Source organism: Paenibacillus silagei (assembly GCF_017874735.1).
Lineage (GTDB): Bacteria > Bacillota > Bacilli > Paenibacillales > Paenibacillaceae > Paenibacillus_AQ > Paenibacillus_AQ silagei.
Genome location: NZ_JAGGLV010000002.1, coordinates 321,397 through 347,726, shown reverse-complemented (window position 1 = coordinate 347,726; position 26,330 = coordinate 321,397). Strand labels below are relative to the sequence as shown.

Genomic DNA, 26,330 nt, shown 5'->3' with positions numbered 1-26,330 from the left:
TTGGAACCGTGTAGTGTTTGGATAGGAGTGGAGAGAAACCATACTGTACTTTTATTATATGTATCCGTTTACATTTTGTCAACACTTTATTTAAAGAAAAAAAGACCGCTTTCATCGGACTGTCTGCCCGTCTCTCAAAGTCTATTAATTTCCTCCCGTTAGAAACTATGCTATACTGGGTTAAGTATGTTTATAGATTCCTTCCAAGTATAGGTAACCGCTTGCTGAACAAGTGGAGACGGGCTGTGTTGTCCTGTAAGGAGAATGCTGCCATTCTTCTGTCTTACAAAAGGAATTGAAGGTTGGAAGCCTTAAATAACGGTAAGTTGAATATACATAGGAAGATTGGATTTTTGTGCTGCAAAAAATGAAGGTATGCCGCAACTTTTTGTTACCTGCCCGGTATAAGTAGATACGGACCGGACGGGATTACACGTGCAAGGGCGAGGAGGGCCGACTCACCATGACGGATTCCCAGTTGATCCAGCTAATCAAGCAAGGCGATACAGAATTATATTCGGAACTCATGCGACGATATCAACGCAAAATATTGGCTTTTGTGTACCACATGCTGAAGAACTCCCATATGGAGCTGATTGCCGAAGACCTCTGTTCAGAGACCTTCTACAAAGCCTTCCGGAGTCTTCATTCCTTCCGGGAAGTGGATGCTTCTTTCTCCACATGGCTGTACACCATTGCCCGCAATACAGTGCTCAGTGAGCTTCGCAAGAACCGTGCCGGGAATGTGTCGCTTGAAGAGAGCGGCTATACACCTGTGGCACCGCTTGATGTTGCCCCGGAACAGGCAGCACTGCGCAAGGAACGGATGGAGCTCGTTCGCGAAGCGATTAACAATCTCCCGGAGAAGCAGCGCTCCGCGCTGATTCTGCGTGAATATGATCAGATGGATTATCAGGAAATTGCCGTGATTCTGGATCAGAGCGTCAGCTCAGTGAAGTCACTGCTGTTCCGGGCAAGGAGCAGTGTGAAGCTCCAGCTCGAATCCTATTTCTATGAGCCTGAATTTGAAGAGCAGGCTGAGAGGGTGTAAGGCCTATGAATTGCAGGGAAGCGCAGGATTCCATTCCACACTTGTGGGACGCTCCCCCCACAGATCCCAGGCGGATTAGACTTGAGAGACATATCGCAACCTGCTCCTACTGCAGTGCCGAATGGGCGCTGTGGCAGGAGACCAGTGAGCTTATGCAGGATACAAGATTCGATGTCAGCGATGAGCGGGCAGAAGCGATTAACAGTAAGGTTATGGAGCGGATCTATCTGGAGAGCCCCTGGCTTATGCCCGGTGACGGGAAGTCTGCGGGGAGTTCTGCAGTATTCCGGCATCGCTTAAGCCTCTGGATTGCCTGTTTTTTAGCCGTGTTTATCTCAAGCTTCTTATATTTCACCGTGTTTAAGACCCCCTCGAATACGACAGCGGCACAGAGCGGGATCGTCGAGACAGGTGTGGCAGGCTTAACCCTGGACTGGTCATCTTCATATCCGGTGGAGTCTGAGGGCGGGATTATTGAGCCGCTGGTGGCCAATATGGGCCCTGCACATCCGCAGTACTGGATGGTATTGTCGACGCTGGGCGTCGGATTATCCATATTCCTGCTGGTCCGTCTGAACCGGTACCGCAGACAATGAGAACCCCCTTCCCGAGCATGGAGAAGAGGGTTTTTGATTTGAATACAAGAATGTATGTGTTTCCTACTTGTTCTAAAAAAGAAGACATTTGTTTTCATTCGTGTTACATTATTAAGCAAACATAAATAGGGAAGGGAACGGTGATAGGCGATGCTGATCGGCTTAATACGCCATGGGCTGACGGATTGGAATGCAGTAGGTAAAATTCAGGGACAAAGTGATATTCCGCTGAATGATGAAGGCAGGCGGCAGGCTGAGATGCTGGGTGACCGGCTGCTGCAGGAGCCTTATCACTGGGACTATTGTATTACCAGCAGTCTGTCCCGTGCAGCAGAGACCGGCAAGATCGTAGCGGCCAAGCTGGGCATTCCTTTACTTGAGCCGGATGACCGTATCCGTGAGCGTGCCTACGGCCAGGTGGAGGGCATGACAGCCGAAGCCCGTGAAGCCAAGTGGGGCAAGGATTGGAAGCTGCTGTCTCTGGGACAGGAGAGCGATGAGGCACTTCAGGTCCGGGGGCTTGCGTTCCTGGAGGATATGACGGCCCGGTTCCCGGGTAAGAATGTCCTGGTCATCTCCCATGGAGGATTCCTTGCACAGCTCTACACCGCACTCTACAAAGACAAATATTCGGAACGGCTCGGCAATCTCTCACTCACGATTCTGGAGAAGAACGAGCAGGAATGGAATCCTTTATTGTACAACTGTACCCGTCATATTTTACAAAAACAGCATTAACCCGACCCTTCGGGTTATTTTTTTTGCGGCAAAAGGAATAAAAAGGGCTGTATTTCCCATAATGGTAGTAAAACAGTGAGGCGATGAGAGATGAATCTGGCGGATATGCTCACTTATGCAGACATTGGTCAGCTGACCGCCATTGCGGGACGCTATCAGTGTGAATGCAAACGGAATTCCAAACATGATTTGATTCAGAGTATATTGATCACCTTGGGCAGCCGGGAGTTCATGGAGTCCCATATTAAGGGGAGTTCCCCGGGAGAGCTGCGTTTGCTGAACAGCCTGCTCTTCGATGAACGCAGCCACTTCAGCCTGGAGGATCTGCTGGCTGCAGCCAGGCAGGCTTCCTTCGATACCCCGCCCGGCAAAAGCGGTGACTACCGCGAGCTGGTCAGCCGGCTTAAGAACAGCGGCTGGCTGTTCAGCGGAGCTTCCCAGCAGAGCCGGTATCTGTTCCAGGTGCCGCTGGATCTGAAGAAGCGCTTCCGTGAGCAGATGGGCCAGCATTTGCAGGAGCGGATTGTTCCGGGCCCGGAGCCGGCGGTGTACAGGGGGGAGGGGGATTTGCTGGCCGGGGATCTGCTGCTGTTCCTGCGGTATGTGAAGGAGAATGAGCCTGAGCTGAACCAGGAAGGCGCGCTCTATAAGCGCAATCAGCAGGGAGTGATGAATGCGCTGCAGATTGCAGAGCCTTTACTCGGCAAGGGCGGCTGGAGGTTCGGCTACGGCAGGGCTTGTGAGCATTATCCGCCGAGATTTGCCCTGCTGTACGATTATGCCCGCCACCGCCGCTGGATCTCCGAGGAGGGCTACAGGCTGCAGCTTACAGCGGCAGGCGGGCATTTTCTGGCGGAGGGGAAATCGGAAAAGCTGATGCAGTTATTCTCCTTTTGGTTAAGACTGTATAAAGGGGCTATTCCCAATTTGCCTTCGCTGGTCTACTGGATTAGTCTAAGTGCCGGCAGATGGGTGACCACAGCCTCGCTGTCAGAAGGAATCGGCTGGCTGATCAAGCCCTTTTATTACGATGATGCCGCTTCCATTCTCGAACAGCGAATCTTGCGGATGATGCTGCATCTGGGCATGCTTAAGCTTGGTGAGGAACCCGCAGGAACAGTGGTCATGATGACACCCTGGGGATGTGAGGCGGCTGTGCCGAAGCATCTGCTCAGGTAAGGAGGAGAGAGATGCGGATTGCCTATGGGAGTTACATACCGCAGCTTGACGAGACAGTCTATGTGGCGGAAGGCGCTAAGCTCGTTGGCGATGTAAGAATAAGCAAACAATCCAGTGTCTGGTTCAACTCCGTACTCCGCGGTGACCTGGCGCCGGTGATCATCGGGGAGCGCTGCAATATTCAGGACGGTGTGGTCGGCCATGTGGCGGACGGATTGCCGCTGATGCTGGAGGATGACATCTCGGTCGGGCATTCAGCAATCATCCATGGCTGCCGGATAGGCAAGGGCACATTAATCGGAATGGGTGCAATTGTACTGAACGGAGCAGAGATTGGTGAATATGCTTTAGTAGGAGCCGGCTCGCTTGTAACCGAGAATACCATCATTCCTCCGTATACGCTCTCCTTGGGCACACCGGCCAAAGTGGTCCGTGAATTGACTGAGCAGGATCTGCTGAGGATGGCACGCACAAGTGAAAGCTATGTTAAAAAAGCATTGGAATACGGAATTTCTTAAACAGCGGAGGTGTATCGAATGGACAAAATGAAGGCTACTTATGAAGTGATGCTGGGGCTGGCTGCGGAAATGGTGTGGGATGAAGCGTTAAGAAAGCGTCGTACCGACATGTTGTACCGGAAGATCGACACGGCGCTGGCTGCTGGTGATGAGGCGGCTTTCCGGAATCTGACTGAAGAACTGAAAAGTTTGGCATAGGAAATGCGCCTGGCGCATTTCTTTTTTTTCTCAAAATTAAGGATTGCCAAGCCGAATACACTTGTTTATGATGCTTTTAAAGTTAAATGCATGCTGCGTGATGCGGCTAGAGGGGGCGAATCTATGAAATTCAGTGATTTTGACAGTAGAGCCTGGGAGACCGATGGACAATACTATGATACCTGCATCATTCCGTATAGCGGACTTCAAGGCACGGAGACTCCGCCTGAGACAGTTAAGTTACTTGAACGGCAGCGTGATTTCCTGGAATTGGCCGAGCAACCGTACAAAGGGCGGGTCGTGACTTATCCGGCGGTACAGTATGCAGGGCCTGGAATGACAGCACTGATGAATGAGCTTTGCCGAAAAGTCAAATCCAGCGGCTTCCAGTACGCCATCGTGATGTCTGCCAATGAGGGGCTGCGCAGGGAGGAGATATTTGAAAGCGATTTACTCCTTTGCCTGCCTGAGATAGCGGCCGATTCCAGAGCCTCGGTAAGCGTGTGTGTGCGGAGTGAAATCCAGGCCCTATGGGAGAATGGGAAATGAGTTAAATGTGACGGAAAATCAACAATTTATCAAAAAAGCACCTTAAACGCCTGTCACAATTTAGACAATATTCTTGACGGGTTTTAGACCCTAAGCTATGATTAGGATGAACTTATATGAACTGTGATATTTTTCATTGAAAACGGAATTTTTACCTAAAAAACCTATGCAACAACTCTGCAGGTGCCTTCTCACATTTTGAAAAGGGGGTTACATACAGTATGAGCAGCCTTAATGAAGAAGAAGAATCACTTCCGCAAGAACCGCCCAGCCGAAACGAGATGTCACGCAGACAGTTTTTGACCTACACACTAGGAGGGGCTACCGCCTTTATGGGTGCCGGAGTTATCCTGCCGATGGTCCGGTTTGCTGTAGATCCGATTCTGCAGAAAAAAGGCGAGGGAGAATTCATCAAGGTAGCGGAAGCGTCCAAAATTACCGAAGAGCCCCAGGAGTTCACCTTCGAGCTTCCGCAGCAGGACGGATGGTATGCCAGTACAGCGATGCTTACGGCGTGGATTCGTAAAGACGCGAACGGAGATATTTATGCGCTTTCACCGATCTGCAAGCATCTGGGCTGCACCGTAGGCTGGAATAATAACAAGGCGCATCCTGATGAATATCATTGTCCTTGCCATGGCGCCCGCTATACGAAGCAGGGCCGGCAACTGGCCGTGGCTGCCAAGCCCCTGGACCAGTACACCACCAAGATTGACGGAGGCTGGGTATATCTCGGTGAAATCGTCCCTAATACTGTTTCGGCGAAGGAGGCGTGAACGGCGTGTTCAAAAACGTATATAACTGGATTGACGAACGTCTGGATATTACACCGATCTGGAGAGATGTTGCCGACCACGAGGTCCCCGAGCATGTCAATCCCGCACACCACTTTTCAGCCTTTGTGTACTGCTTCGGCGGACTAACCTTCTTCATCACTGTAATCCAGATACTCTCAGGAATGTTTCTGACCATGTATTATGTCCCGGATATCATTAATGCCTACGCCAGCGTAGAATATCTGCAGACCAAGGTCGCCTTCGGTAAAATCGTCCGCGGCATGCACCACTGGGGCGCGAGTCTCGTCATTGTCATGATGTTCCTTCATACGATGCGTGTGTTCTTCACCGGTTCGTATAAGGCTCCGCGCGAGATGAACTGGGTAGTGGGGATGCTGATTTTCTTTGTCATGCTGGGACTGGGACTTACCGGTTACCTGCTTCCATGGGACAATAAGGCGTACTTCGCCACCAAGGTTACGCTCGAGATCGCCAATTCGGTTCCGTTCATGGGACCGGTGCTCAAGGAGCTGATGCAGGGCGGCAGTATTGCCGGCGCCGAGACGCTGACCCGGTTCTTCGCCTTACATGTATTCTTCCTCCCGGCGGTTCTGCTTATACTGCTTGTCGGGCACTTCATTATGATCCGCAGACAAGGCATATCCGGTCCGCTGTAAAATAACGTATAGGAGGCACGGTCATGGCACACGGAGACGACTCCAAAGAGAAGGTGATATTCGTCGGGGATTCCCGGGTCCGCAGAGGAAACGGATTCATTACCCCGCCGGATTATACGGCGTATCCGGGCAAATCGGAAGCCTTTATCCCCAACTTTCTGCTCAAGGAATGGATGGTTGGTGTAGTGGTGTTGGTGGGAATTCTGGTTCTGACCATCTCGGAGCCGGCTCCGCTAGGGTTCCCTGCCAATCCGGCAGCAACGGTAATTCCGATTCCCGACTGGTATTTTCTCTTCCTCTATCAGTATTTGAAGCTTCCTTATGCATCAGGTGACTATATCGTGCTGGGAACGCTTGGTGTGACTGGGGTGGCCTTCGGGGCGCTGCTGCTGGCGCCTTTCCTGGATACCGGCCCCGAGCGGCGGTTCTACCGCAGACCGATTGCGTCCTCGCTGATGTTCCTGTCTCTCGCAGCAATCGTCTATTTGACCAACACAGCCTGGACAGAATACAAGCATGAGATGGCTGAGACCGGCCAGATTCCAGAGGATGTACAGCGCGAGGAGAAAGCGGCCGAGAACAGGGCGGCGGGCTTGCCAACCACAAGTGCCGTCAAGCCGAAGGATATTGCCATTGTGGACAAGGATGATCCGGCGATGGCACTCTATAAGCAAGCAACCTGTATAACCTGCCATGCGGTAGATATGAAGGGCTCCGGCAGTTTTCCTTCGCTTCGGGGTGTAGGCGATAAGCATGATAAGGCGGCGATTCTTACTATTATAAAAGAAGGTAAGGGTCAGATGCCGCCAATGGTGGAGACGGCTATGGGAGCAGGGCTGACCGAGCAGGATATCGATGAGCTGGCCGGCTGGCTTGCCAAACAAAAAAGCGGACAGTAAAATAACAGTAACGCAGGACCTGATCGTGTATGCGCTCAGGTTTTTGTTATGTCATGAAGCTTCAACAGTCGGGGGGAAGTTGTTTGTATGCCGGGTCATTGGTTTGAGAAATTATTTAGGGACCGAAGAATAATATGGCTGCTGTTTATCGTGAATCTGCTCGGAACGGTCTACGGATATATGTGGTATGGCAACCAGCTCACGTTCACGGCGCAGACTGAACCGCTCTGGCTACTGCCGTTCGTTCCTGACAGCCCTACGGCCAGTCTGTTCTTCACGGCTGCATTACTGCTGCTGCTGTATCCGCCAAGAGGGCTTGCAGGGACGCTGATACGTGAGCTGATTGAAGCGCTGGCAGTCCTAACCTCTGTGAAGTACGGAATATGGGCGGTCAGCATCATTGTGGCCGGCGGTTATCAGGGAGATTCCATCACCTGGAAGGACTGGATGCTGATGATCTCCCATACCGGAATGGCTGTGGAAGCTCTGATCTATGCCCGGTTCTTCACCTTCCGGAGAATGCTGCCTGTGGCGCTTGCGTGGACATTCGCTAATGATATAGTGGATTATTCACAAGGCGTGTATCCATGGCTGCCTTCTGTGCTTGATGATGATCTTATCGCTGTTCAGTACCTCACCATGGGGCTTACACTGTTCAGTACGGCTGCTGCCTGGCTGTTCTGCGGCCGGACAAGGCGTCCGGCACTTCCGGACAGCACTGCCATGAAGCACTGAGCCTCTGTTCTAACTCTTGTCCTTCCGCCATACATTAAGGTGGGAGGGATGTCTTATGCCGCGCAGAAAAGTATTCATACTGTCAGGAATTCTGCTGTGCTGGCTGCTGGCCGGTATCAGCGGAGGCCGCGTTCAGGCTGAAGCAGGGGATGCTGCTGCAGACCAGGGAAGTACGGCTTACATAGAAGCAGCCGGAAGTGTACCCAGTGATCCCGCTGCTCTCACGGCCAGAAGCGGAGCGCAGCGGCTGGAGCAGGCTGCGGAAGCTCTATATGGCTATGTGCTTGAAGGCGATGTGCTGAAGGCCCGCCAGGAAGCAGAGGAGGTCTCGCAGATCTTCATCTCCTCGTCCTTTGAAGGGATGACCTCAGTGGAGGGGGTCAATGCACTATCCTCTGTGATCCTGGACATGAAGTCGGCACTGGCTGCGGCCCAGCCGTCCCCGGAGAGATGGGAAGCGGCAGCGGCGAAGCTGCGGCTTGCCGCTAACAGCCTGAATCATCCCCGCCAGCCCATGTGGCTGCAGTACTATAAGCTGGTCCGTGAGGATCTGAACGATATGGAGCAAAGCGCTGCCGCGAATGATCTGAAGAGCTGGACAGCGGCCTTGGCAAGACTTCAGAGCCGGTATGCGAATATCCGGCCTGCGGTGATCATCTCCCGGCCTGCTGAGGCGGTGAGCACCTTTGATTCCTGGATGTCTTACGCAGGAGGGGTGGCAGGCTCGGAGCAGCCCGTGGAACGGGCCCGCCTGTTGGAGATTGTATCCTATGGGCAGGATGCAGCAAGAGTGATGTTCGGCAAGGACCGCAGCGAGCCGGTCCTGTCTCTGCCGCTGGCTCCGCAGCAATACGGGGGCTGGGCCCTGCTGGCAGGCGCGTTCATCCTTACGGTGCTCGTGTATACGGCTTACCGTAAGTACCGCGGCCAGAAGCAGAATCTAAAACCCGTGTAGGCTTGAGCGGCGGCAACAGAGGATACAAAGAGGGCGGACCCCACAAGCAGCCATTGCTGGCTTGTGGGGTCCGCCCTTATGTGTGTATAGTTCAGGTCTCCCGGAAGCCTTCGCCGTGAACGTCGTGAACCTCACTGATAATGACGAAGGCCTTAGGGTCCACCGACTTCACCAGCAGGCTTAGCCGTCGGATCTCCTGTCTGGAGACCACGCAATAGACCATATGCTTCGCCTGCTTGGAATAAGCGCCGATCGCCGGGATTAAGGTAACGCCGCGATCCATTTCTACGGTGATCAGCTCGGCAATCTGCGGAGCCTCGTCGCTGATGATGGTGAAGGCTTTGGCGGCGTAGGCTCCTTCCTGGATGAAATCAATGACGCGTGAGGCGATGAAGACTGCCACGAGCGTATACAGTATTTTTTCGCGGGGAATGTAGAGCAGGGAAGCCCCGATAATGATGATATCCACGGCCAGAATAATCTGTCCCATGCTCCAGCCGAACTTGCGTCCGAGTATCCGTGCCACAATATCTACACCCCCGGTGGTGCCTCCGAAGCGGAAGACAATCCCCAAGCCCAGACCCAGGGTAACCCCCGCATATAATGAAGCAAGAATAAAATCATGCTCTGTACTGAACGTTACAATCCAGCCTGCCTTAATCATCCGTTCAAATAACCAGAGGAAAAAAGACAGGGAGCCGATGCCGAGTCCGGTATAGACGATCTGATTCGCCCCGAGCACCTTCCAGCCGAGCAGAAAGAGCGGAAGGTTCAGCAGCAGTGTGGTTAAGAAGATAGGGATGTTAAAGGCGTAATTGAGCAGGATGGTAATCCCGGTAACTCCGCCCTCCATCAGCTGGTTGGGAATAATGAAATACAGGAGTCCGAATGCGTAGATGGCCGTGCCCAGCATGATGGGGGCCACTGTTTTGCTGACTGTGCTGATTTTAATGGTTGAACTCATAACATCCCTCGCCTACGCCTCTAAATGGGCAATTTATATGTAATGATCCCCCCGGAGAGCACACAAGCTCCAGGCGGCATTGCAAAAAAGATTTGTCTTCAAAACGTCTTTACGATAACATAGGGGCAAACAGAAGGCAAGAACACACGGGGGTGAAAGGGCAATTTATGGATAAAAGTCTTGGTGACATTCAGCGTGAGGTGGATGCCTATATCTCACAGTTTAAAGAAGGCTACTTCAGTCCGCTGTCGATGCTGGCCCGGATGTCCGAGGAAGTCGGGGAGCTGGCGCGCGAAGTCAACCATCAATTCGGCGAGAAGCCGAAAAAAGCAGATGAAGCTGATAATTCGATTGAGCTGGAGCTGGGCGACATTCTCTTCATTACCGTTTGTTTCGCCAATTCACTCGGTATCGACTTAACTGAGGCTCATAATAAGGTTATGCACAAATTCAATACACGTGATGCCGGGCGCTGGACGCCCAAAAACACCGATTAGGCCTATGCTACATATGCTGTACCAAACGAACGGGATTTAGCCGTAAGGATGGTGAGGATATGGACCATAATGATTATGTAAAAGCGGCCTACCGCTCAATACTCCGCAGTGACTTTGCTGAGGCCATCACCTTGTTCGAGGCGGCCATTGCCGCAAGTCCTGATGATGCGGAAGTCAGATACCGCTGCGCTATTACCTATGCCCGCAGCGGCATGCTGGACAAAGCGCTTGAACATGCTGTAGCCGCACGCAGACTGGATGGAACCAAACCGGAGTATCAGCTGCATCTTCAGCATCTGCAGGCTCTTAAGCTTGTGCAGGAAGCAAAGCGGCTGCTGGAGGATGACGCAGCGGACAGTGTGAATCCGTACCATCCGATTACGCTGCTTAAGGAAGCTGTATCGCTTGACCCTCTCTACGGGGATGCTTATGTATGGCTGGCAATTGCGCACAGCCGGATGAATGAACATCTGCAGGCGATTGCGGTATTGAAAGAAGTTATGTCGCTGCACCCGGATGACAGCGGACTGCGTCTGCTGATGAAGGATCTGCAGAAATCGCTGCAACACTATATACAATAATAACAGAGCCAGGGAAAGCGGGGAGAATTCATTTGAGTGACAAGATCAGGATTATTGTTTCCGGAGCCGGAGGCAGAATGGGCAAAGAGGTTGTGAAGCTGGTATTGCAGGATGATGAACTCGAGCTGGCAGCAGCGGTTGACCGCTCTGCACATGGCAGAGATGCCGGACGGCTGGTTGGCCTTGAGGATTGCGGTGTACTTGTGACTCCGGATCTGGAGACTGCGCTTGCAGATACAGAGGCGGATGTAATGGTTGATTTTACGCTTCCACACTCTGCATATAGCAATACTGCGCTGGCGGTCAAATACGGCGTCCGTCCGGTTATCGGTACCACCGGCTTCACGCCGGAGCAGATCGCCGGGCTGGACAAGCAATGCCAGGAGCAGGGAATCGGCGGACTGATTGCGCCTAACTTCTCCATCGGCGCGATTCTGCTGATGAAATTCGCTGCCCAGGCCGCAAAGTATTTCCCTCATCTCGAAATTATCGAATATCACGGAGACCAGAAGCTGGATGCTCCGTCAGGAACAGCGATTAAGACGGCAGAGATGATCTCTGAGGCGCGGCAGGAGCTCCGCCAGGGACATCCTGAGGAAGAAGAGATTATTGAAGGCTCGCGCGGCGGGTATTATAACGGCTTCCGTATTCACAGTGTGCGTCTTCCGGGTGTTTTTGCCCAGGAGGAGGTTGTATTCGGCGGGTTCGGACAATCGCTGAAGATCCGTCATGACTCTTATGAGCGCGCGGGTTATATGCCTGGAGTCAAGCTCGGGATTCAAAAGGTGATGGGCTATACCGGCTTGATTTACGGCTTTGAGCATTTTATAGAATAGACGGGGAGAGAAACAGAATGTTGAAAATTGCTTTTATCGCACATGACCGCAAAAAAGATGAAATGGTTAATTTCGTAACTGCTTATGAGCATGTTTTTGAAGGGCATAAATTATTCTCCACCGGAACCACGGGCCAGCGTATCATGGAAGTGACCAAGCTCTCCATTCACCGTTACATGTCGGGGCCGCTTGGCGGCGACCAGCAGATCGGCTCGATGGTGGCTACGGATGAGCTGGATTTAATTATTTTCCTGCGTGACCCGCTGATGGCCCAGCCGCATGAACCGGATATTACAGCGCTGCTACGTCTGTGCGATGTGTACGGGATTCCGGTGGCTACGAATATCGCTACAGCAGAAATTCTGGTGAAGGCGATTGACCGGGGAGATTTCGGCTGGCGTGAGCTGGTACATAAATACAAGCCGGGTGTGGACGAGTCATGAAGCTTGACATTCTGGTATTCGGCGCGCATGCAGATGATGCCGAGATCGGCATGGCAGGGACCATTGCCAAGCATACTGCTGCCGGCTTCAAGGTAGGAATGTGCGATCTGACCCGGGCAGAGATGTCCTCGAACGGCACGGTGGAGCTGCGGGAACAGGAAGCACAGCAGGCTGCCGCAGTGCTGGGCGCTGAGGTGCGGAGTAATCTGGGGCTGCCTGACCGTGGCCTGTATATAACAGAGGGCCATTTGGCGGCAGTAACAGCGGAAATCCGCCGCTATGCCCCGTCTATGGTATTTGCCCCTTACTGGGAAGACCGCCATCCTGATCATATTGCCTGCAGTAAGCTGGTGGAGGAAGCGGTATTTAATGCCAAGCTGCGCAAATATATGCCGGACAAGCCCGCTATCCCCGAGCCTGGGTTATATTTCTACTTTATTAATGATCTTGGACGGACGGATCTAATCGTAGATGTGACTGCGCAGTATCCGCTGAAGGAGCAGGCATTGTCCTGCTACCGTTCCCAATTTGGACTCGCTCCGGGTGAAGATGCCGTTGCAACGCCATTGACGGAAGGGTATATCGAACGCGTCCGTTCCAGAGACATGCTGCTCGGTCAGCGGAGGCTCATTCCTTATGCCGAAGGGTTCGCCGGCAAGGTTCCGTATACCGTAGATTTGTTCGATGCTGCCCGCAAATAGAGGTTGCCACTCGACAACGCCCGGAAAACAACTATAATTAATTCATATCGTTACTTGAAGTAATAGACTTAAGTTAAAATTGAAGGGGCGGAGCTATGGAGCGGCTAAAGATAGGCATCACTTGTTATCCTTCTCTAGGCGGCTCGGGCGTGGTGGCAACTGAACTGGGCAAACTATTGGCTGAAAAAGGCCATGAGGTTCACTTTATCACACACAGCATCCCGTTTCGGCTGGGAACATTTCAGAAAAATATCTTTTACCATGAGGTAGAGGTTAACGATTATTATGTATTCCGCTATCCGCCATATGATCTGGCGCTGGCGACCAAGATGGCGCAGGTAGCCAAAATGCAAAATCTGGACCTGTTCCATGTGCATTATGCAGTTCCGCATGCGGTATGTGCTTTTCTGGCCAAGCAGATCCTTGGTAATGATATCAAAGTGGTTACCACGCTGCATGGTACGGATATTACAGTGTTGGGCCAGGATGAATCCCTGAAGGATCTGATCCGGCTGGGCATTAACGAGAGTGATGCGGTGACCGCAGTCTCCCGTGATCTGATCAAGGAGACCCGCAAGGCGCTTGATATTACGCGTGAAATTGATCTGACTTATAATTTCGTAGATAAGCGTGTCTATTATCCCCGGGATGTAACGGATCTGCGCGGCGACTTCGCGGCCCCGGATGAGAAGATTCTGATGCATATCAGCAATTTTCGCCCGGTCAAGCGGGTGAGTGATGTGGTGGATGTGTTCGCCAAGGTGAACCGGCAGGTGCCTTCCAAGCTGCTGCTGGTCGGCGAAGGCCCTGACCTGCCTAAGATTCAAGCCAAGATCAGCGAGATGGGCCTCGATGATCATGTCCGTTTCCTGGGTAAGCAGGACGAGATTGCCCAGGTGATCTCGCTGGCGGACCTGCTGCTGCTGCCTTCTGAGAAGGAGAGCTTCGGGCTGGTCGCCCTGGAAGCGATGGCCTGCGGCGTTCCGACCATTGGCTCGCAGGCCGGTGGGATTCCGGAGCTGATTCAGCATGGCAAGACCGGATTCCTTGCGCCAGTCGGCGATACGGAATCGATGGCAGAATATGCCGTCCGGCTGCTCTCGGATGAGGCGATGGCTGAGAGCTTCCGGCGCGCATGCCTGGAGCGGTCCTGCAATGATTTCAGCAGAGATATGATCACCAATCAATATGAAGATATTTATTACCGTGTGCTCGGGCGCAAGGTATCCGGATTAGACCCGATTCTGGGGTAAGGAGTACGATATGGAATGGAGAATGGCACCACCCGGTATGGCTGAAGCCGCCGGGACAGTTGTTGCAGGCCTAGTGGCAGGCGGCCATGAAGCTTATTTCGTCGGCGGCTGCCTGCGCGATGAGCTGCTGGGCCGTCCGGTGCATGATATAGACATCACTACCTCCGCACTGCCGGAGGAGGTGATGTCCCTGTTTCCGCGCTGCGTCCCTACCGGACTGGCGCATGGCACGATCACTGTGCTGCAGGAGGGCTACAGCCTGGAAGTTACGACCTACCGGACGGAGAGCGGCTATGCCGATCACCGGCGTCCGGAGCATGTCGTATTCGTCAGGGATGTGCGGGAGGATCTCCGCCGCCGTGACTTCACGATCAACGCCATCTGCTGCGGCCTTGACGGCGGGCGGATTGACCCTTTCGGGGGGGAGCGGGATCTCAAGCTCCGCGTGATCCGCTGTGTAGGCGAAGCGGAGGAACGCTTCGAGGAGGATGCGCTGCGGATGCTGCGCTGCGTACGTTTTGCTTCCGTGCTGGATTTCGCGATTGCGAAGAATACCTGGCGCGGTCTGCTGCGCCAGCGTGACAAGCTGGCGCATATTGCTGTGGAGCGGGTGCGCGCCGAGGTGGAGCGCATCCTGGAAGGCCCGCACCCGCAGCGCGGGCTGGGGCTCCTGCTGCGCAGCGGCCTGCTGCCGCGCGGCAAAGCGCCGTTCCCCTGGACCGGCCGGGACCTGGCGGCTGCCGCCGCCCGCCTCGCCGGTCTCGGGAACCTGGAGAGCGCCCGCCTGCGCTGGGCGCTCCTGCTGCATGCCCTGGGATCGTCGGCGCAGTGCGCCGATGAGCTCCTGCGGGCATGGACGTTCCCCGGGGCGACGCGCACTGGCGTCGTCGCCGTGCTCCGCGTCCGCGAAGCCTGGGACGCGGCATTGTCCTCGGCGCGGCCGCAGGCTTCCGGCGCCGGGGAGCGGCTGCGGCGGCGGTGGATCGCCGCCGTGCTGGGCCATGGCCAGTCAGCCGCCGAAGGGTGGCTGACGCTGCTTGAGGCGGCGGGGCCTGACGCCGCGTCCGCTGTTGGCGCAGGTGCGCGCGGCCCGGCCGCAGGCGTCCCTGTCACAGCCGCAGTCGCACCCGCCACGGCAGAGGACGTCCCGGCCGCAGATGCTGGCGCACCCGCCAGATCGGCAGGCGTCCCTGCCACAGCTCCAGTCGCACCCGCCACGGCAGAGGACGTCCCGGCCGCAGATGCTGGCGCACCCGCTAGATCGGCAGGCGTCCCTGCCACAGCTCCAGTCGCACCCGCCACGACGGAGGACGTCCCGGCCGCAGATGCTGGCGCACCCGCCAGATCGGCAGGCGTCCCTGACGCGCCTACAATGGCAAGCTCCATCCCCCCTGTCACCACCAGACTCCTGCGGTCCTGGACCGCAGAGATGCCGATCCGTACGCTCGCTGAGCTGGCGGTGAGCGGACATGAGGTGACAGCGGCGCTGGAGAAGCGTCCCGGCCCGTGGCTAGGCGTATTGCTGAACCAGCTTCTTCTGGCTGTCGCGGCAGGTGACCTTGCCAATGACAACCAATTACTGCTGCAAGCAGCGCAAAGGATGGATAGAGATGAATAGCGGTCATGCGCAGTATTCCGGCGCGTTGAAGCGGGAGGCGTTCGTTCCCGGCTGGGCCAAAGGCATTCAGCGGCTGGATACTGTCGGTTCCACACAGGAGGAAGCCAAACTACTCGCCGAGGGCGGCGCCATGGAGGGAACAACGGTCATGGCCGAAGCGCAAACCGGCGGACGCGGGCGGATGGGCCGTAAATGGCATTCCCCCCACGGCAAAGGAATCTGGATGAGCCTGGTGCTGCGTCCAGCTCTGCCGCTGGCCTTGACTCCGCAGCTGACGCTGCTCGCCGGAGTAGCTGTCTGTACAGCCATCCGTGAGGTTACCGGTGTGCCGGCCGGCATCAAGTGGCCGAATGACCTGCTGGCCGGCGGCCGCAAAATCTGCGGAATCCTGCTGGAATCCTCGCTTCGCGAAGGCGGACTGCATTATTGCATCGCCGGTATCGGCATCGCTGCGAATTTGACGGAGGAAGACTATCCGGAGGAGCTGCGCGGGATCGGTACATCGCTGCTGATCGAAGGCGGGGGCATTCCTGTAGACCGCACAAGGCTTGCGGAAGCCGTGCTGGAGGAACTCGAGTATTTGTATCATGTATATATGGAGCAAGGCTTCCAGCCCGTGAAGGAGCTGTGGGAGTCCATGTCGGTGACACTGGGGCGTCAGGTATATGTGAACACTCCCCAAGGCCGCACTGAAGCCACTGCTGTCGGACTGAGCGATAACGGCGGGCTGCTGCTGCGTAACGAATCTGGTGAGGTAGTGAGTGTACTGTCCGGCGAAATTGAAATGTTCTAGTAGACCATCAGAATTGAACAAGTGATTTCATTCCATAAAGGGATGAAGCTACGTTCGTAGCGAAAAAACAGGGATAAGTGTATTCTGTACAACTAAAAACAGTGAAACGGGCAGACTTCCTCTTCTAATTGTAGTCTGTACAACTAAATTTGCTCGGATTGGCGAAAATCCAGAAATAGAGGCATTTTAATTGCAGGAAATACAACTAAACAGAGATTCGGCAGCACATCCGGCGATTTAGTTGTACAAATTACAACTAAGACTACTCCGTGCACCTTAATCAGGGTGAGGTAAACCCTCAGCAAGCCATTAGTTAAAGTATTTCTCATACGTATAGATCTGATGAACTACTAGGTGGCTGGAACTGCCGCATTTTAGAGGATTTTAGAATGTTTAAACAGATAGGGAAAAGTGGCGGAGGGGAATTTTGGAGCTGTAGGAGCGGTAGCGTCCGCCTGAAAGCTTTCCTTAGGAAAGCTCGCATCGTAAGCATAAGCTAGTCACCGGATTTCTACCGCGAACAGCGGTTTAAATCAGGGAATCTGGGGACAACAGCGGCCGGAAGCCCAAAACTTCTCTGGAGTCACGACCATCACATTCTGAAATTATTTTGCAATTTATATAGTTCGAAAATTGTCAACTAGGCCGCTCCTCACGACCACGGGAGCGGCCTTGTCATATTTTAAAATATAAGAATTATCTGTTTCACACGATAACTTATCCTTCTATTTCTCACTGAAACGGTACCGTCCTTTATAAGGACGGCAAAGCTGTTTCCACTTGAGGTGTTTATTTTTGTGTTTTTTTGGTATACTGTCCTCATGAGGCGGCATCGCATGGCGAGCTGTACTCACGCAATTGTATCTTTTAACAGGACACCTATTTACCGGATTTACCTTCATAACTGGATGTAACGGTTACGTTGGATTCTGCTCTGAGCCGTAAGGACCGAGACAGAAGGGACGATCGCGAGTGACTCTTTTTTGCCCTTCGGACCTTTTTAGCGGACCATGCTAAAGGGTTTTTTTGTTTGCGCGGATACCGCGTATTTTATGGAAAAGGGGAATGAGAGCGACATGGCAGACAAACACGCACTGAATATTATCAAAATGAAAAAAATGAAAACGGACGGGGTGCCCCTGAGCATGCTGACCGCGTATGACTACCCTTCAGCCTTGCTGGCGGAAGAAGCCGGAATCGACCTGATTCTGGTCGGTGATTCCCTGGGAAATGTCGTGCTTGGTTATGACACCACGCTGCCGGTTACCATAGAGGATATGGTCTACCATACCCGGTCGGTGAAGCGCGGGGCGCCTAATACTTTTATAGTGGCTGATATGCCGTTCATGACCTACCACGGAAGCGTGGATGAGACCTTGCGCGGTGTGCGCAGACTGATGCAGGAAGGCCAGGCCCATGCGATCAAAATGGAAGGCGGTCTTGAGATCTGCTCCGCAGTGTCGGCTGTAGTAGCAGCCGGAGTTCCGGTGCTCGGCCATATCGGCCTGACCCCGCAATCGGTCAATATGATCGGCGGCTACCGGATTCAGGGGAAGGATGCCAAGGATGCGCAGCGGCTGATGGACGAAGCGAAGGCACTGGAAGCAGCCGGGGCATTCGGCATTGTACTGGAGCTGGTCACGGAGGAAGTGGCAGAAGCCATCTCCAAGGCAGTCAGCATACCGACCATCGGCATCGGTGCCGGGCGTTACTGTGACGGACAGGTTCTGGTATTCCATGATGTCCTGCGGTATGCCTCACCTTACCGGGAGAAAAAGTTCGTCAAAACCTACGCCGATGTAGGCACTCTAATTCGTGAAGGCATCACCAGCTACGTTCAGGAAGTGAAGGACCGCTCGTTTCCTGCGGAAGAGCATGTGTTTCGCGCGGACGAGACCGTTTTGGAATCTTTATACGGCAATGCCGGCAAAGGAGTGAAATAAAATGAGAGTGATCCGAACGATTGCTGAACTGCGCGAAGCGCTCGAATATATGCGTCAAGGGGGCCATGGTCCTATTGGTTTTGTACCTACCATGGGATATCTGCATGAAGGACATGCCAGTCTGCTGCGTAAGGCAGGGGAGAAGAGCGGCACGGTGGTGATGAGTATTTTTGTCAATCCGCTGCAATTTGGCCCGAATGAGGACTTTGCTTCCTATCCGCGGGATGAGCAGCGTGATCTGGCGCTGGCTGAACGTGAAGGTGCGGACCTGGTGTTTATCCCAAGTGTAGAAGAGATGTATCCGCAGCCGATCCGTACAGGCGTATCGGTCTCCTCGCTTACGTCGCAGCTCTGCGGCGCTTCGCGTCCTGGACATTTTGACGGAGTAACTACTGTGGTCAGCAAGCTGTTTCATATCGTGCAGCCGGATTACGCCTTCTTCGGACTGAAGGATGCCCAGCAGGTAGCGGTTCTCCGCCGGATGGTGTCTGACCTTAACATGAACGTGGACATTATCTCCTGTCCCATTGTGCGCGAGGAAGATGGGCTGGCGCTTAGCTCCCGCAATGTCTATCTGAGCAGCGAGGAGCGCAGACAGGCCCTGGTATTGTCTCGTTCCCTGCGCGAGGTGCGCCAGGCTATGGAAGAGGGCAGCATTCGTACCGTAGATGAAGCACGGGCCCTGCTGGTCTCGGTCATTTCTGAATCGCCGCTTGCGGTCATTGATTATGCGGAGATTCTAACCTTCCCTGATCTGGAAGAGCTGGAAGGCGGCAGCAGGCTGACGGATGCGGGAGGAGAGGTTATAATGGCTCTGGCTGTGAAGTTCGGCAGAACCCGTCTGATTGATAATAATGTATTTATTCCTAAGGAGGCACACGCCCTTGTTTAGACATATGATGAAATCCAAAATCCACCGGGCAACGGTCACTGAAGCCAATCTCAATTATGTGGGCAGCATTACCATTGATGAAGATCTGATGGAAGCCGCAGACCTGCTGGAGAACGAGAAGGTGCAGATCGTGGACAATAATAACGGTTCCCGTCTGGAGACCTATGTCATTCCAGGTCCGCGCGGCAGCGGCGTCATTTGTCTGAACGGGGCAGCGGCGCGTCTGGTACAGCCTGGCGATACAGTGATTATTATATCCTACGCTGTCATGTCCTCCGAGGAGCTGGCGGCACACAAGCCGACTGTAGTGTTCGTTGATGCGGGCAACAAGCCGGTGAAGCTGGCGGATCATGAGATTCATGCGACGATTGCCTGAATTCTGAGCTTTGAGCCATGTAATCAATGGCAGGGATGAAGACCCCTGTACTTGCTGATAATGAAGTAAGGCAAGCTTAAGCTGACTTCATTATCAGTAAGGGTGGGATGTCCGGTGTTTCAACATTTATTTGCTGAGATGAACAAGATGCTCCAGGAGATCAAAGCCGACTATCCTACTGCGGAGGGTGCCCGCCGAAGCGATCTTTTATCCAAGTATAATATGCTCCACCGCATCAGTGATAATGTAATGGACGAATGGCTGGTCTTCGCCGAGAAGCTAAGCGAGTTCCGGGAACAGGCGGATTTTCAGGTTCAGCCGGAGGAGCTGCCGGAAGAGGAGGCCCCTGAGCTTGGGATGGATGCTTTTGTCAGGGGCCAGGGCTATTATAAGCTGCTGATGTACCGCAAGTGCATTGAACAGTTCAGGGAGGTTACGGCACAATATCCGGACAGCCTCGCTGCCCGCCTGTATCTGGCCATGGCTTATCTGCAGGAGGGAGAAGGCGATACCGCCTGGGGACATCTGAATCACATGCTGGGCCTGATCCGTGAGGTGAAGCTGAAGGCGATGATCTATAATGCGCTGGGCTGTATCCGGGCTTCCCAGGAACGCTTCAATGAAGCCAGTGAGCTGTTCAGCCTGTCGCTGCTGCATGATCCTGATCTGCCGGAGCCGAACGTGAATCTGGAGGTGTGCCGCAGACGGGGCGGGAAGCTGGAGTTTGGCCATCAGCTGGTTTCGCTTTTATAATTTATCCTCGGTTTCTTTAGGCGATGCGCCCCACTTCCCGGGGTGTGCATCGCCTTTTTTCGTAACTTCTGTTATGCTGATAAAGAGTCTCAAGTGAAAGGGAATAGAACTTATAATGAAATTTGCCGTGCTTGATTTTGAAACTACGGGAACCCAATCTGTGGGAGAGATCATCCAGGTTGGCCTTGCCATTATAGAAGAAGACGGGACGATCTCCCGGGTGTATGGTTCCTATGTCAAGCCCGGAGCGCCAATTCCTCCTTTTATTACGGGCCTGACCGGAATTACAGACAGCGATGTACAGGATGCGCCGGAGCTCGATGAGATGATGATGGAGCTGGTGCCGCTGCTGGATGATGTAGTCCTCGTCGGACACAATGTCGCGTTTGATTTTCATTTTTTGCAGAATGCGCTGGACCGCTGCGGCTACCTGCCGTTTCAGGGGCGGATTCTGGATACGATCGATTTTCTCAAAATATGCTTTCCCTCGCTGAGCACCTATCAGCTTGGCGCGGTAAGCAGCCACTTCGGCATTACGCATGACCGTCCCCATCAGGCGGACAGTGATGCGCTTGCCACGGCTATTGTGCTGCTCAAATGTCTGGAAGAGCTGCAGAGTTTGCCGCTGCTGACGATTCAGCGGCTGAATGAGCTGTTCGCGGACGAAGACAGTGATCTGGCCTGGTATTTCGACGGGCTGCTGCGGGAGCGGGAGATGGAGACCTTTCAGCCGGAAGGTGAGCTGAGCTTCTACCGCCAGCTTGCGTTGGCTGTGGGGGACTGGGCAGAGCTGGCTACGCCACGGGAGGATGGAAGCGTCAATCCGCTGGAGAATATTACCTTTGAAGAATATATGGATGAGGTAACCAAGCGGCTGAAGGCTGTTCTTCCCCAGTATGAGAGCCGAGAAGCCCAGGAGCTGATGATCCATGAGGTCATTACAGCGCTTGAGCAGGACAAGCATCTGCTGATTGAAGCGGGAACAGGCACCGGCAAATCGCTGGGTTATCTGCTTCCGGCCATCTACCATAGTGTGAAAAGCGATCAGAAGGTGATGGTCAGCACGCATACCATTAACCTTCAGGACCAGCTGCGGGAGCGGGATATTCCGCTCTTAACCAGCGTTGTGCCGTTCCCGTTCAAGGCCTCCATCTTTAAGGGAAGAGGGCACTATTTGTGTCTGCGCAAGTTCGAACATCGAATGAACAAAAAGGACTTTACGAGTCCAAGGGAAGAAGCGCTCACCGCTGCGCAAATGCTTGTCTGGCTGACTCAGACGACGACCGGCGATGATGAGGAGCTTAACTTAAGCGGACGGGGCGGCGATTTCTGGGAGACGGTAGCCAGTGATACTGACTCCTGCCTGGGACGCGCCTGTCCCTGGTTCCGCAAATGCTATTACCACCGGGCCAAGCATGAAGCCGGGATCTCCGATGTGGTGGTCACCAATCATTCCAAGCTGTTCGCAGATGTCAAAGCCGGGCATCAGCTTCTTCCGGCGTACGACCATCTTGTGATTGATGAAGCCCATCATCTGGAGGATATTGCCGGCAAGCATCTTGGCATGCAGATGAAATATTTCACATTCGCCCATACCCTCACCCGACTCTATAAGGATAGCCGGAGCGGGCAGCTGCCTGCCCTCCGTCAGAGTCTGCAGTCTTCGGGCAGTGAGCAGGCTTCCGAATGGAGCGGCGTGATCGACCGGATCTATCCCGATCTGCTGACGGTGAAGGAGTCCTGGGATGCGCTCAGCGACCGGCTCTTCAGCCTGCTGCCCGAGCGCAGCGATGCCGGGGCCGGTGAAGCAGGCCAGCTGGTGGCACGCCTGCAGCCGGGCAAGAAGCCGAAGGATTGGGAGGAGCTGGCTGCCCTTGAGAATACACTGAACCTCAGTCTGAGCGATATCATCCGCAAGGGCGACAAAATGCTCAGTGAGATGCGTGACACGGACAGCCAATCCTCCTCAGACAGTCTTGTGACCGATATCGGCGGGTTATTCAAGGATCTGGCATCCATTAGAGAGCAGATCCGCTTCTTCATGAGTCTGAACGATGAGAATATCGTGTATTGGCTGGAGGGAAGCGGTAATTATAAGGGCAAGTCGCTGCATATGTATGCTGTTCCTGTAGATGTCAGCACCCAGCTCAGGGAGCTGTTCTTCGATAAGAAGAAGAGCATTATCCTGACCTCGGCCACCTTATCCGTGGATAAATCCTTCCAGTTCATGATTGATAACCTGGGTCTTGGCGAGGCTGCAGAGCAGCGGCGTCTGATGACTGCACTGCTTCCGTCGCCATTCAAGTATCGTGAGCAGGCTCTCCTGGTCATCCCCCGGGACTTCCCGAGCGTCAAGGGGAGTATTGGGGATGCCCGCTTTGTGGACACCCTCGTGCACTCCCTTGCTGAGACAGCTGTAACAACACGGGGGCGGATGCTGGTGCTGTTCACCTCCTACAAGATGCTGCGCCAGGTGTATGAACCGCTGAAGGAGGCACTTGCCTCACAGGATATCGCGGTACTCGGACAAGGTGTGGAAGGCGGCAGCCGGAGCAAGCTGATCCGCCGCTTCCAGGACAGCCCGGCTTCGGTCTTGCTGGGTACCAGCAGCTTCTGGGAAGGGGTGGATATCCCTGGAGAAGCATTGACCTGCCTGGCGATTGTCAGACTGCCGTTCCAGCCGCCGAATCACCCGCTGGCAGAAGCGAAGTCAGAGCTGCTTCAGGCACAGAAGAAGAATCCGTTCATGAAGCTGTCCGTGCCGCAGGCTGTCATCCGCTTCAAGCAGGGCTTCGGGCGGCTGGTCCGCACGGCGCAGGACCGGGGCATCGTAATTGTGTACGATACCCGAGTGATTGAATCGCATTACGGAAAGTACTTTCTGTACTCGCTCCCCGGTCCCAAGATGGAGCATATGCTCACCGAGCAGATGGTCCCGAGAATTGCCGAATGGCTGGATGACGGCGGGGTTTCCTAATTCATCTGCTATTGCTATTATTAATAAGTCATGATTATCCTGAAGATCCGTTCCCGCCTGTCCTGCCACTCCGGCAGGCGGCGGGGCACGGTTGCTATAATTGTACGGAATGAAGTGTAGGCTAACAAAACTTTTAAGGAGGAGAATACATGAAATCGGATAAAATATCGGAGGCCGTCGTGCGCAGGCTCCCAGTGTACCTGCGTTTCCTGAACGATCTCCAAAAACGTGAAATCTCGACAGTCTCTTCTCAGGAGCTGGGCCAGAAGCTTGACCTAAATCCCGCCCAGATCCGTAAGGATTTGGCTTATTTCGGTGATTTTGGTAGAAAAGGCATCGGCTATGATGTATCTTATCTGATTGAGAAGATCCGCCATATCCTGAAGCTTGACCAGCAAATTAATGTTGCACTGGTTGGAGCCGGTAACCTCGGTCATGCCTTGTCTAACTACAACGCTTACTTGAAGGATACGATGAAGATTACTGCCATCTTCGATGCCTACCCGCCGAAGGTGGGCCAGCAGATCAACTCGCTGGTTGTGCAGCCGATGGAGGAGCTAAGCAGTACCATCCGTTCGCAGGGCATCCGGATCGGGATTATTACCGTGCCCGACAGCGAAGCCCAGAACGTAGCTGATATTCTTGTGGATTCCGGTATCGAAGCGATTCTGAACTTCGCACCGGTTATTCTCAAGACGCCTGCCAATATCCGGATTCATGCCGCAGATTTCACCACAGATCTGCAGAGCTTGGCCTATTATTTGCATGATGGAAAGGATGAGGCTGAAGATGAGCAGTAAAATCACGATAATCAAGAACGGGCACTTCCTGGTTCCGGGCAGTGACAAGCCGGTTCTGAGCGGGTACATGACCCTGGAGAATGATTTGATTACTTACATAGGTGAAGCTGAGCCGGTAGTGGAGGATGGCGCACAGGTCGTAGACGGCAGCCGTCTGCTGTTCATGCCTGGTCTGGTCAATACCCATGGTCATACTGCAATGTCACTGCTGCGCGGGTACGGCGATGATATGGTGCTTCAGACTTGGCTGCAGGAGAAGATGTGGCCGATGGAAGAGAAATTCACTGGTGATGATGTATATTGGGGAACCTCGTTGTCCGTGCTGGAGATGCTGAAGGGCGGCACAACCACCTTCCTCGATATGTATGATCATATGGACCGGGTAGCGGAAGTGACCGAGCAGTCCGGTATTCGTGCGGTGCTGATGCGCGGCGTAATTGGGCTGTGCCCGGAAGAGGTACAGCAAGCGAAGCTTGCTGAGGCGATTGCTTTTGCCCGTAACTGGCACGGCAAGGCTGACGGCAGAATTACGACCATGCTCTCACCGCACGCCCCGTACACCTGTCCTCCAGAGTTTTTCATGAAGTTTGTGCAGGCTGCCCATGATCTGGACCTGCCAATGCACACCCATATGTCCGAGACGCGCCATGAAGTGGAACAGAACGTGGCCGACTACGGCCTGCGTCCGGTCGCGCATCTGGAGAAGCTCGGGATGTTCACCCGTCCTTCGCTCATTGCTCACGGGGTTCATCTGAACGATGAAGAGATCGGGATCCTGGCCCGCCATAACGTTGGCGTGTCGCATAACCCCGGCAGTAACCTGAAGCTGGCCAGCGGGGTAGCCCGTGTTCCTGAGCTGCTGAGAGCCGGGGTTAAGGTCTCTCTGGGGACAGACGGTGCGGCAAGCAACAACAATCTGGATATGTTCGAAGAGATGCGGCTGGCGGCTCTGATCCACAAGGGCGTAAGCGGTGATCCTACAGCGGTACCGGCTCCTGAGGCGCTTCTGATGGCTACGGAGTATGGGGCGCAGTCTATTTTCCTAAGCGGGGTGGGCCGGCTTGCAGCAGGAATGAAGGCCGACTTCATCGCACTTGATATTGACCAGCCTCATCTGCTGCCGCATACCGATCTGCTCTCCCATGCCGTATATTCTGCAAGTGCCAAGGATGTAGAGCATGTATGGGTGAACGGCCAGCAGGTTGTGAAGCATGGACAATGCCTGACACTTGATGAAGAAGCCATCCGCCGCAAAGCACAGGAGACGTTCGAGAGCCTGCTTAAACGGTAATTCAGGGGAACGGGAAAGGAAGCAGCGTGGTGAAGAAGAAGAGGAGAAAATGGATCTGGCTGGGGATTACCGTGGTGCTGCTCCTTCTGTTCGGACTTAGCCAGTTCTATGCCTACATTATGAAGGACCAGTGGAACGAGCGGAGTGAGGCCAAGGAGCTGGCCCGGGCGCGTGCCGGACTAACAGAGGTAACCAAGGCCCAGAAATCTGTCTGGAATGAGAATGAGATCTACTGGGTGCTGACCGGTAAAAATGAAGCAGGGACCGAGCTGATGGTGTGGGTCCGTTTCACCTTGGAGGGCAAGCCTGCCGGAGGCGACAACGATCTGTATGCTGAGGAACTGAGCAATGGCACCTCAGAAGAGAAAATGCGCGGAATCATAGCCGCTCAGCTGCCGGACATTACGATCGAACGGCTGCTGCCCGGTGTATACAACGGGGAATATGCCTGGCAGCTATTTTACAAAAAAGACGGGCGATTCTATTACAACTTCTACCGCTTCAAGGATGGCAGCGCCATCGGTGAGGGGTACAGTCTGCCGAACCGCTAGCGTCACTTTAAGCGGCCGGGCGTTCAGGCTTGAACTATATTTAGAAGCGGGAGATACAGTGATACTGTACTCCCGCTTTTTTAGCGTGTTATATACGAGTAGAGAATAGGCTAGAGCTGTTTATGGATTTGAGAGGCGCCGGGATCTGTGGCTTACTTAATAAAGGGGAGACATTGATCGGAGCTGCTCC

General features: G+C 54.0%; 29 protein-coding genes. 28 read left to right on the top strand and 1 reads right to left on the bottom strand.

What is annotated here, in order from left to right; genetic code table 11:
• Positions 1-463 precede the first annotated feature (463 nt).
• From J2Z70_RS04875 to J2Z70_RS04820, 12 genes are all read left to right on the top strand, one after another.
• Entirely contained in the window at positions 464-1,051 is a 588-nt protein-coding gene (locus tag J2Z70_RS04875; RefSeq protein WP_036727278.1) for an RNA polymerase sigma factor, read from the top strand.
• A gap of 152 nt (positions 1,052-1,203) precedes the next feature.
• Positions 1,204-1,647: an anti-sigma factor gene (locus J2Z70_RS04870; RefSeq protein WP_245367978.1), complete on the top strand. Its 444-nt coding sequence runs from the start codon at positions 1,204-1,206 to the stop codon at positions 1,645-1,647.
• A gap of 150 nt (positions 1,648-1,797) precedes the next feature.
• On the top strand, positions 1,798-2,385 hold the full coding sequence (locus tag J2Z70_RS04865; protein ID WP_036727275.1) for a histidine phosphatase family protein: 588 nt from the start codon (positions 1,798-1,800) through the stop codon (positions 2,383-2,385).
• Positions 2,386-2,475: 90 nt separating this feature from the next.
• Positions 2,476-3,564 (top strand): hypothetical protein, encoded by a 1,089-nt coding sequence (locus J2Z70_RS04860; RefSeq protein ID WP_209869966.1) that lies wholly within the window; start codon positions 2,476-2,478, stop codon positions 3,562-3,564.
• Between the two features lie 11 nt (positions 3,565-3,575).
• Positions 3,576-4,082: a gamma carbonic anhydrase family protein gene (locus tag J2Z70_RS04855; RefSeq protein ID WP_209869963.1), complete on the top strand. Its 507-nt coding sequence runs from the start codon at positions 3,576-3,578 to the stop codon at positions 4,080-4,082.
• An 18-nt stretch (positions 4,083-4,100) separates the two neighbouring features.
• Positions 4,101-4,280: an IDEAL domain-containing protein gene (locus J2Z70_RS04850; RefSeq protein ID WP_036698090.1), complete on the top strand. Its 180-nt coding sequence runs from the start codon at positions 4,101-4,103 to the stop codon at positions 4,278-4,280.
• Positions 4,281-4,403: 123 nt separating this feature from the next.
• A complete protein-coding gene (locus J2Z70_RS04845) occupies positions 4,404-4,829 on the top strand; it encodes a DUF2487 family protein (RefSeq protein WP_209869960.1) in 426 nt (141 codons plus the stop codon).
• 221 nt (positions 4,830-5,050) lie between these two features.
• A complete protein-coding gene (locus tag J2Z70_RS04840; RefSeq protein WP_036727269.1) occupies positions 5,051-5,605 on the top strand; it encodes a Rieske (2Fe-2S) protein in 555 nt (184 codons plus the stop codon).
• A gap of 5 nt (positions 5,606-5,610) precedes the next feature.
• Positions 5,611-6,282: a menaquinol-cytochrome c reductase cytochrome b subunit gene (qcrB, locus tag J2Z70_RS04835; RefSeq protein WP_036727267.1), complete on the top strand. Its 672-nt coding sequence runs from the start codon at positions 5,611-5,613 to the stop codon at positions 6,280-6,282.
• A gap of 23 nt (positions 6,283-6,305) precedes the next feature.
• Positions 6,306-7,181, top strand: coding sequence for a menaquinol-cytochrome c reductase cytochrome b/c subunit (locus J2Z70_RS04830; protein WP_036727265.1), 876 nt, complete (start codon positions 6,306-6,308; stop codon positions 7,179-7,181).
• Between the two features lie 87 nt (positions 7,182-7,268).
• Positions 7,269-7,916, top strand: a complete 648-nt coding sequence (locus J2Z70_RS04825; RefSeq protein ID WP_209869957.1) for a DUF1405 domain-containing protein — start codon at positions 7,269-7,271, stop codon at positions 7,914-7,916.
• 55 nt (positions 7,917-7,971) lie between these two features.
• Positions 7,972-8,871, top strand: a complete 900-nt coding sequence (locus J2Z70_RS04820) for a sporulation protein YpjB (protein ID WP_051478163.1) — start codon at positions 7,972-7,974, stop codon at positions 8,869-8,871.
• A 91-nt stretch (positions 8,872-8,962) separates the two neighbouring features.
• On the opposite strand, the gene J2Z70_RS04815 is transcribed toward J2Z70_RS04820, so the two are convergent.
• Positions 8,963-9,835 carry a YitT family protein gene (locus J2Z70_RS04815; protein ID WP_200869567.1) on the bottom strand — a complete coding sequence of 291 codons (873 nt, stop codon included), beginning with the start codon at positions 9,833-9,835 and terminating at the stop codon, positions 8,963-8,965.
• 167 nt (positions 9,836-10,002) lie between these two features.
• Here J2Z70_RS04815 and J2Z70_RS04810 point away from each other — a divergent pair, with 167 nt between their 5' ends.
• The 16 genes from J2Z70_RS04810 (at position 10,003) to J2Z70_RS04735 (ending at position 26,140) form a co-directional block, all read left to right on the top strand.
• Positions 10,003-10,332 carry a nucleotide pyrophosphohydrolase gene (locus J2Z70_RS04810; protein WP_036698080.1) on the top strand — a complete coding sequence of 110 codons (330 nt, stop codon included), beginning with the start codon at positions 10,003-10,005 and terminating at the stop codon, positions 10,330-10,332.
• 59 nt (positions 10,333-10,391) lie between these two features.
• On the top strand, positions 10,392-10,913 hold the full coding sequence (locus tag J2Z70_RS04805; protein ID WP_036727261.1) for a tetratricopeptide repeat protein: 522 nt from the start codon (positions 10,392-10,394) through the stop codon (positions 10,911-10,913).
• Positions 10,914-10,945: 32 nt separating this feature from the next.
• Positions 10,946-11,749, top strand: a complete 804-nt coding sequence (gene dapB, locus J2Z70_RS04800; RefSeq protein ID WP_036727259.1) for a 4-hydroxy-tetrahydrodipicolinate reductase — start codon at positions 10,946-10,948, stop codon at positions 11,747-11,749.
• Between the two features lie 17 nt (positions 11,750-11,766).
• Entirely contained in the window at positions 11,767-12,192 is a 426-nt protein-coding gene (gene mgsA, locus J2Z70_RS04795; RefSeq protein WP_036727258.1) for a methylglyoxal synthase, read from the top strand.
• A complete protein-coding gene (gene bshB1 / locus J2Z70_RS04790) occupies positions 12,189-12,893 on the top strand; it encodes a bacillithiol biosynthesis deacetylase BshB1 (protein WP_209869954.1) in 705 nt (234 codons plus the stop codon). Before mgsA ends, bshB1 begins: the two co-directional genes overlap by 4 nt.
• A gap of 95 nt (positions 12,894-12,988) precedes the next feature.
• Positions 12,989-14,146, top strand: a complete 1,158-nt coding sequence (gene bshA / locus J2Z70_RS04785; RefSeq protein WP_036727254.1) for an N-acetyl-alpha-D-glucosaminyl L-malate synthase BshA — start codon at positions 12,989-12,991, stop codon at positions 14,144-14,146.
• 10 nt (positions 14,147-14,156) lie between these two features.
• On the top strand, positions 14,157-15,764 hold the full coding sequence (locus J2Z70_RS04780) for a CCA tRNA nucleotidyltransferase (RefSeq protein WP_209869952.1): 1,608 nt from the start codon (positions 14,157-14,159) through the stop codon (positions 15,762-15,764).
• Positions 15,757-16,557, top strand: coding sequence for a biotin--[acetyl-CoA-carboxylase] ligase (locus J2Z70_RS04775; RefSeq protein WP_245367977.1), 801 nt, complete (start codon positions 15,757-15,759; stop codon positions 16,555-16,557). The genes J2Z70_RS04780 and J2Z70_RS04775 overlap by 8 nt, the downstream gene beginning before the upstream one ends.
• Positions 16,558-17,633: 1,076 nt before the next feature.
• Positions 17,634-18,500 (top strand): 3-methyl-2-oxobutanoate hydroxymethyltransferase, encoded by an 867-nt coding sequence (gene panB, locus J2Z70_RS04770; protein WP_209869946.1) that lies wholly within the window; start codon positions 17,634-17,636, stop codon positions 18,498-18,500.
• A 1-nt stretch (position 18,501) separates the two neighbouring features.
• Positions 18,502-19,392 (top strand): pantoate--beta-alanine ligase, encoded by an 891-nt coding sequence (panC, locus tag J2Z70_RS04765; protein ID WP_209869944.1) that lies wholly within the window; start codon positions 18,502-18,504, stop codon positions 19,390-19,392.
• A complete protein-coding gene (gene panD, locus J2Z70_RS04760; protein WP_036727238.1) occupies positions 19,385-19,768 on the top strand; it encodes an aspartate 1-decarboxylase in 384 nt (127 codons plus the stop codon). The genes panC and panD overlap by 8 nt, the downstream gene beginning before the upstream one ends.
• Positions 19,769-19,882: 114 nt before the next feature.
• Complete coding sequence (locus tag J2Z70_RS04755) at positions 19,883-20,521, top strand: tetratricopeptide repeat protein (RefSeq protein WP_036727236.1); 639 nt, start codon at positions 19,883-19,885, stop codon at positions 20,519-20,521.
• A 115-nt stretch (positions 20,522-20,636) separates the two neighbouring features.
• Positions 20,637-23,498 carry an ATP-dependent DNA helicase DinG gene (gene dinG, locus J2Z70_RS04750; protein ID WP_209869941.1) on the top strand — a complete coding sequence of 954 codons (2,862 nt, stop codon included), beginning with the start codon at positions 20,637-20,639 and terminating at the stop codon, positions 23,496-23,498.
• A 149-nt stretch (positions 23,499-23,647) separates the two neighbouring features.
• Positions 23,648-24,298, top strand: coding sequence for a redox-sensing transcriptional repressor Rex (locus tag J2Z70_RS04745; protein ID WP_036698060.1), 651 nt, complete (start codon positions 23,648-23,650; stop codon positions 24,296-24,298).
• Complete coding sequence (locus J2Z70_RS04740; RefSeq protein WP_209869938.1) at positions 24,288-25,589, top strand: amidohydrolase; 1,302 nt, start codon at positions 24,288-24,290, stop codon at positions 25,587-25,589. The genes J2Z70_RS04745 and J2Z70_RS04740 overlap by 11 nt, the downstream gene beginning before the upstream one ends.
• A 29-nt stretch (positions 25,590-25,618) precedes the next feature.
• The gene (locus J2Z70_RS04735; protein WP_076079203.1) at positions 25,619-26,140 is read left to right on the top strand and encodes a cell wall elongation regulator TseB-like domain-containing protein; all 522 of its coding nucleotides are present in this window, start codon (positions 25,619-25,621) and stop codon (positions 26,138-26,140) included.
• Positions 26,141-26,330 lie beyond the last annotated feature (190 nt).